Below are 4483 nucleotides of genomic sequence, written 5' to 3'. Positions count from 1 at the left end.
ACGAGAGCGTGAGTAGAACGGGGTGCCCTCGTGCGTTTCGGGCCGTTCCCCGGAGTTCTGCGTATTACTGGCAACGGCTTGACGTCATCGTGGGCCGGCGAGGCGGGCCTAGCAATCCCCGTCAGGAGCCGCAGCTGCGTTCGACGTCGACCTTGATCGTCCGGGTGGTGGAGATGTAGTGCTGGCCTGGTCGCACGTTGTCGTTGGTCAGGACCCAGCTGCCGCCGGTGAGTTCCCAGACGTACGCGCAGTAGCCGGGCCCGATGTAGTAACCGGCGGCGTTCGCCCAGTAGATGGTCGTCTTCTGCCCCTTGGGCAGCACTACGTCGTAGTTGCCGTGCGTGTAGTTGCCGTCCTGGACGTGGATGACGCCCAAGCCGAGGTTGCTGACGTTGTGGATGTAGTTGGACGCGGCGGCGGCCGGGGCGGAGACGGCCAGCGTGGCGGCCATCCCCAGGGCCGCGCCGACGGCGGCGGCCTTCTTCGGCAGTGACATGGTTCGGTCCTTTCGCGTTTCGCGGCGCCGGTGCTACGGCCGCGTCTTCGTGCCGCCACCGCTGCGGCGGCCGCACCTGACAGAGGCGATCGTGTGGGACCGATGTTGGATTCTCGTTAGATTGCGCGCTCCAGCTCGACGAGGATGGCTCGCATCTCGGGCAGGCGTGGGTTGCCGAGCGGTTCGAGCAGACTGATCGCCTCCCGCATGGCGGCGACCGCGCCGGCGCGGTCGCCGGTGGCGGCCAGCACATCGGAGACGCCGTGCAGCGCCATCCCCTCGCGCATCCGGTCACCCGTGGTGCGGGCCAGGTCGACGGCGAGCAGGTAGTGCTCAGCGGCCCGGTCGTGCTCGCTGCGGACGAAGCGGAGCCGGCCGAGGTTGATGTGCGCGCTGGCGGCAAGCCAGTCCCGGTCGGCGGAGCGCTCGGCCTCGGCCAGCGCAGTTTCGTACGCTTGCAAGGCGAGGTGCAGACGGCCGGCACGCCGATGCAGGAACCCCAGGTTCAGCTCGACCTTGAACGTGAGGTCCGGGTCGTCCAGGCGGGAGGCCATCGTCTGGGCGAGTTCGAGTGGTTCCAGAGCCTCGTCGAGCGCGCCGCTCTCGGTGAGTAACGCGCCGAGGCTGGCGTAAGTGTCCACCGTCCCGGCGACGTCGTCCGCCCTCGTGTACAGGTCGATCGCGCGTTCGTACGCGGCCTGCGCGGACACCCGGTCGAGAAGGAGGCTATGGGCGATGCCGACACTGACCCGCAGGCTTGCCTCGCCGGCGATCGCCCCCACGGCCGCGGCTGCGGCAGCGCCCTGCTCGGCGATCGCGAGCCAGGTGCTGCGGGAAGCACGGCGCTGCAGCCAGCCGCGTAGGTCGGCGCTGATCCGCCAGGCGAGGTCGGGGTGGTCCGCGCCGGTCCGGCCAAGGAGGGCGGTGAGCGTGTCGGCCTCGACGTCGAGGAACTCGACGGCGGAGGCCACGTCGGGCAGCGTCGGGAGACCCTCGATCCGAGGCACACCGTCCGGGCGACGCGGGCCGTCGAGTGCGGCGTCCGGGTCGTCGGACCGTCGCACGGTCGGACGGATCCGCCGGTCGGCGCGGACGACGGCGTGGGCGTACCAGGTCAGCAGGCGCCGTTCGCCGGCCGTGTGGGTCGCGGCGTCGTCCTCACGTTGGCCCTGTCCGCTGGCGAACATGCGGATCAACTGATGGACGGTGACCCGGCCGTCGTCGGTCGATCCGACCAGGTTGGCCCGGGCCAGCGTCTCGACGGCGCCGCTGGCCGTCGTGACGTCGACGCCGGCAAGGGCGGCCAGGGCGGCCACCGGGATCGGTCCGCCGGTGACGCGGCCCAGCCAGCGCAGCAGGCGCCGCGCGGGTTCGTCGAGCCGGCGGTACGAGACGGCCATCATCGGGTGGACGGCAGCGTCCCCGTCGGCCGTGCGCAGGCGTTCCAGGCGGGTCGTCTCGTCGCGCAGTTCGGCAAGCAGACCGGCTGTGGACGCACCGAGCCGCAGGTGGGCGCCGACGATCCGCAGGGCGAGCGGGAGACCGCCGCACAGCTGGGCGAGGTCTCGCAGATCGTCGGAGTCTGAGTGCGCCGGTGGCAGTCCACCGACCGCGCGTAGGAGGGCAAGCGAGTCCTCCGGCCGCAGCGGGCCGATCGAGACAAGGGCGGCGCCATCGCGGGCGACCAGCCCGTCGAGACGCTCGCGGCTGCCGACCACGAGCGCACTGGTATAGGAGCCGGGCAGGAACGGGCGGGCCTGCGTGGCGCTGACGACGTTGTCGAGCACGATCAGGAGACTGCGGGTCGCCATGATCGAGCGGAGTCGGGCCGACCGGTCGGCGGCCGTGCAGGGCACGTCCTCCGGCGGCACGCCAAGATCGAGCAGCGCCCGGCCGAGGGCGGTGTCGGGCTCCGGATGCGCGTCGAAGTCCAGATACAGCCGGCCATCGCTGAACCGGGCCGCGCGCAGGTGCGACCAGTGGGCGACCAGGGCGGTCTTGCCCATGCCACCGGCGCCGCTGACGACCACGACCGCAGTGGGTCGGTGCCCGTGAAGGGTGTCGTCGCAGACCGCGTCGAGAGTGGCCAGCTCTGCCGCGCGAGCGTGAAAATGGCTCGGGGCCGGTGGGAGTTGCGAGGGCCCCTCGATCACCGCGGTCGATGTCGCGCCTCCGCGGATCAGGTCGGTGTAGACCTTGCGGAGCAGGTCGCCTGGATCGACGCCGAGCTCGTCGGCCAGCAGCCTGCGGGTGCGTTCGTAGACCGCCAGCGCCTCGGCGCGGCGACCGGCACGGGCCAGTGACCGCATCAGTGACGCCTGCAGCCGTTCGCGTAGCGGGTGGGCGGTGGCGAGGGCGGCCAGCTCGCCGGCGACGTCGGGGACCGCGCCCAAGTCGAGGTCGACTTCCAGGAACCGCTCGTGAACGCTCAATCGAAGGTCGTCGAGCCGGTCGGCCTCGGCGCGCACGACGTCGCCAGCCGCCGTGTCGGCGAACGCCGGCCCCCGCCACAGCGCGAGCGCGGCCCGAAAGACATCGCGGGCCTCCGCCGCCGCCCCGGCGTGGGCGAGGGCTTCGGCCCGCTGGGCGAGCGACTCGAACTCGTCAGCGTCCACATCGCCGATCAACTTGTAGCGGCGGTTGGTACGCCTGATCGCCGTCGCCCCCAACGCCCGCCGCAGCCCGTGCACCAGCACCCGCAGCCCGACCTGGCTGGATGCCTCGGTCCGGCGACCCCACACAGCTTCGGCCAGCACATCGTCGCTGACGCTGCGGCCCCTCGACGCGACAAGGGCGGCCAGGACGAGCTGGTGCTGTCGTCCGCCGACGGAAACCTCCGTACTATCGCCGGCGGTCACTCGCAGTGGCCCAAGAACCTCGAAGCGCACAGAACTTCCCCGCTCTTTCGCCTGAACGCGTACCCGAATACCCCGCATCGGGCATCCATAAGTACTTCGATATTCGATGATGTCAAGGTGATAGGGCCTAAACCCCCGGGCGGCCGAGCAGTCGGTCGTGGCGCGGTGCTCGGCGTAGGGTCTTTGGTATGGCAGCAGCCCAGGACGGCGATCGCGAAGCCCGTGGCGTGCGGGCGAGTCGACGTGCCGATGAGGCCGGTGAACGGGTCGCGGAGCGCGCGAACCGGCGTGACGAGCTCGACTCAACAGCTCATCGACGCCCGCGGTTCGACCAGTGGGCAGGCGGCGACCGCCCGGGTCAACGCCGACCGGGCCCGTGACGCGGCGGCCATCGGCCTACCCCAACCCCTGCTTCAGTCACCCGATGAGCCTCGCCGCAGCACGAACCCGATCCCGGTCTGCCGCCACCACTACCGACGCCAATGCGGTTCTGCGTGAGTTCGCCGGCACTCCTGACAGCGATCCGCTGCGCGGCCGGCGCCGCCGACGGGCGATCGAGGCGTGGCTGCCCCTGGCCCAGCACCTGGCCAGGCGCTACGACGGGCGCGGCGAGCCCGACGACGACCTCACCCAGACCGCGACGGTCGGCCTGATCAAGGCCGTCGTTGCGAAGGACTCACCCTCGCCGCCCTCGGCGACACCTTCAACGCCACCGGCCAACACGACGACGCACGGCGCAGCTGGCAGCAAGCACTATGGTCAGTCCGGGCAGGTAGGCAACCGGGCAGCCCATGTCGCGGGCGACCGTGAGCGGCAGGGCGCCGATGGAGGCCGGCTGGTCGACCACGACAAGCACGGTTCCGTGCTTGGCCTGGAGCTTGCCGAAGAGCTCGCGGAGCTTGGGTTCGCTGTTGGGCAGCCGCTTGTCGAAGGCCTTCTTCCCGGCCGGGGTGACGGCGGTGGCGTGGTGTTCGCCCTTGCCGACGTCCAGGCCGAGGAAGACTCCGATGTCGCTGATGTCGATCATGTCGTCCTTCGGTCGTCCCCGCCCGGCCGTCCCACGGCACCGACCGCCACACCCACATTACGAAGAGCCTCCCGGCCTGCGGACAAGCCGGTGGTCATGCCC

At 71.1% G+C, this 4483-nt stretch carries 2 protein-coding genes and 2 pseudogenes; 1 reads left to right on the top strand and 3 read right to left on the bottom strand.

Features of this window, described 5'->3' with window-relative positions:
* Positions 1 to 121: 121 nt before the first annotated feature.
* Entirely contained in the window at positions 122 to 496 is a 375-nt protein-coding gene (locus tag ACGFIQ_RS36185) for a hypothetical protein (protein ID WP_393250843.1), read from the bottom strand.
* A gap of 116 nt (positions 497 to 612) precedes the next feature.
* Entirely contained in the window at positions 613 to 3252 is a 2640-nt protein-coding gene (locus tag ACGFIQ_RS36180; RefSeq protein WP_393250841.1) for a BTAD domain-containing putative transcriptional regulator, read from the bottom strand.
* 526 nt (positions 3253 to 3778) lie between these two features.
* Here ACGFIQ_RS36180 and ACGFIQ_RS36175 point away from each other — a divergent pair.
* Positions 3779 to 4018: pseudogene (locus ACGFIQ_RS36175) on the top strand (sigma factor); the annotation flags it as partial.
* A 90-nt stretch (positions 4019 to 4108) separates the two neighbouring features.
* Here ACGFIQ_RS36175 and ACGFIQ_RS36170 read toward each other — a convergent pair.
* Positions 4109 to 4381: pseudogene (locus ACGFIQ_RS36170) on the bottom strand (transposase); the annotation flags it as partial.
* Between the last annotated feature and the right edge of the window lie 102 nt (positions 4382 to 4483).

Source organism: Micromonospora sp. NPDC048898 (assembly GCF_043198035.1).
In the GTDB taxonomy this organism is placed as follows: domain Bacteria; phylum Actinomycetota; class Actinomycetes; order Mycobacteriales; family Micromonosporaceae; genus Micromonospora.
This window is presented reverse-complemented; position numbering and strand designations above follow the sequence as displayed.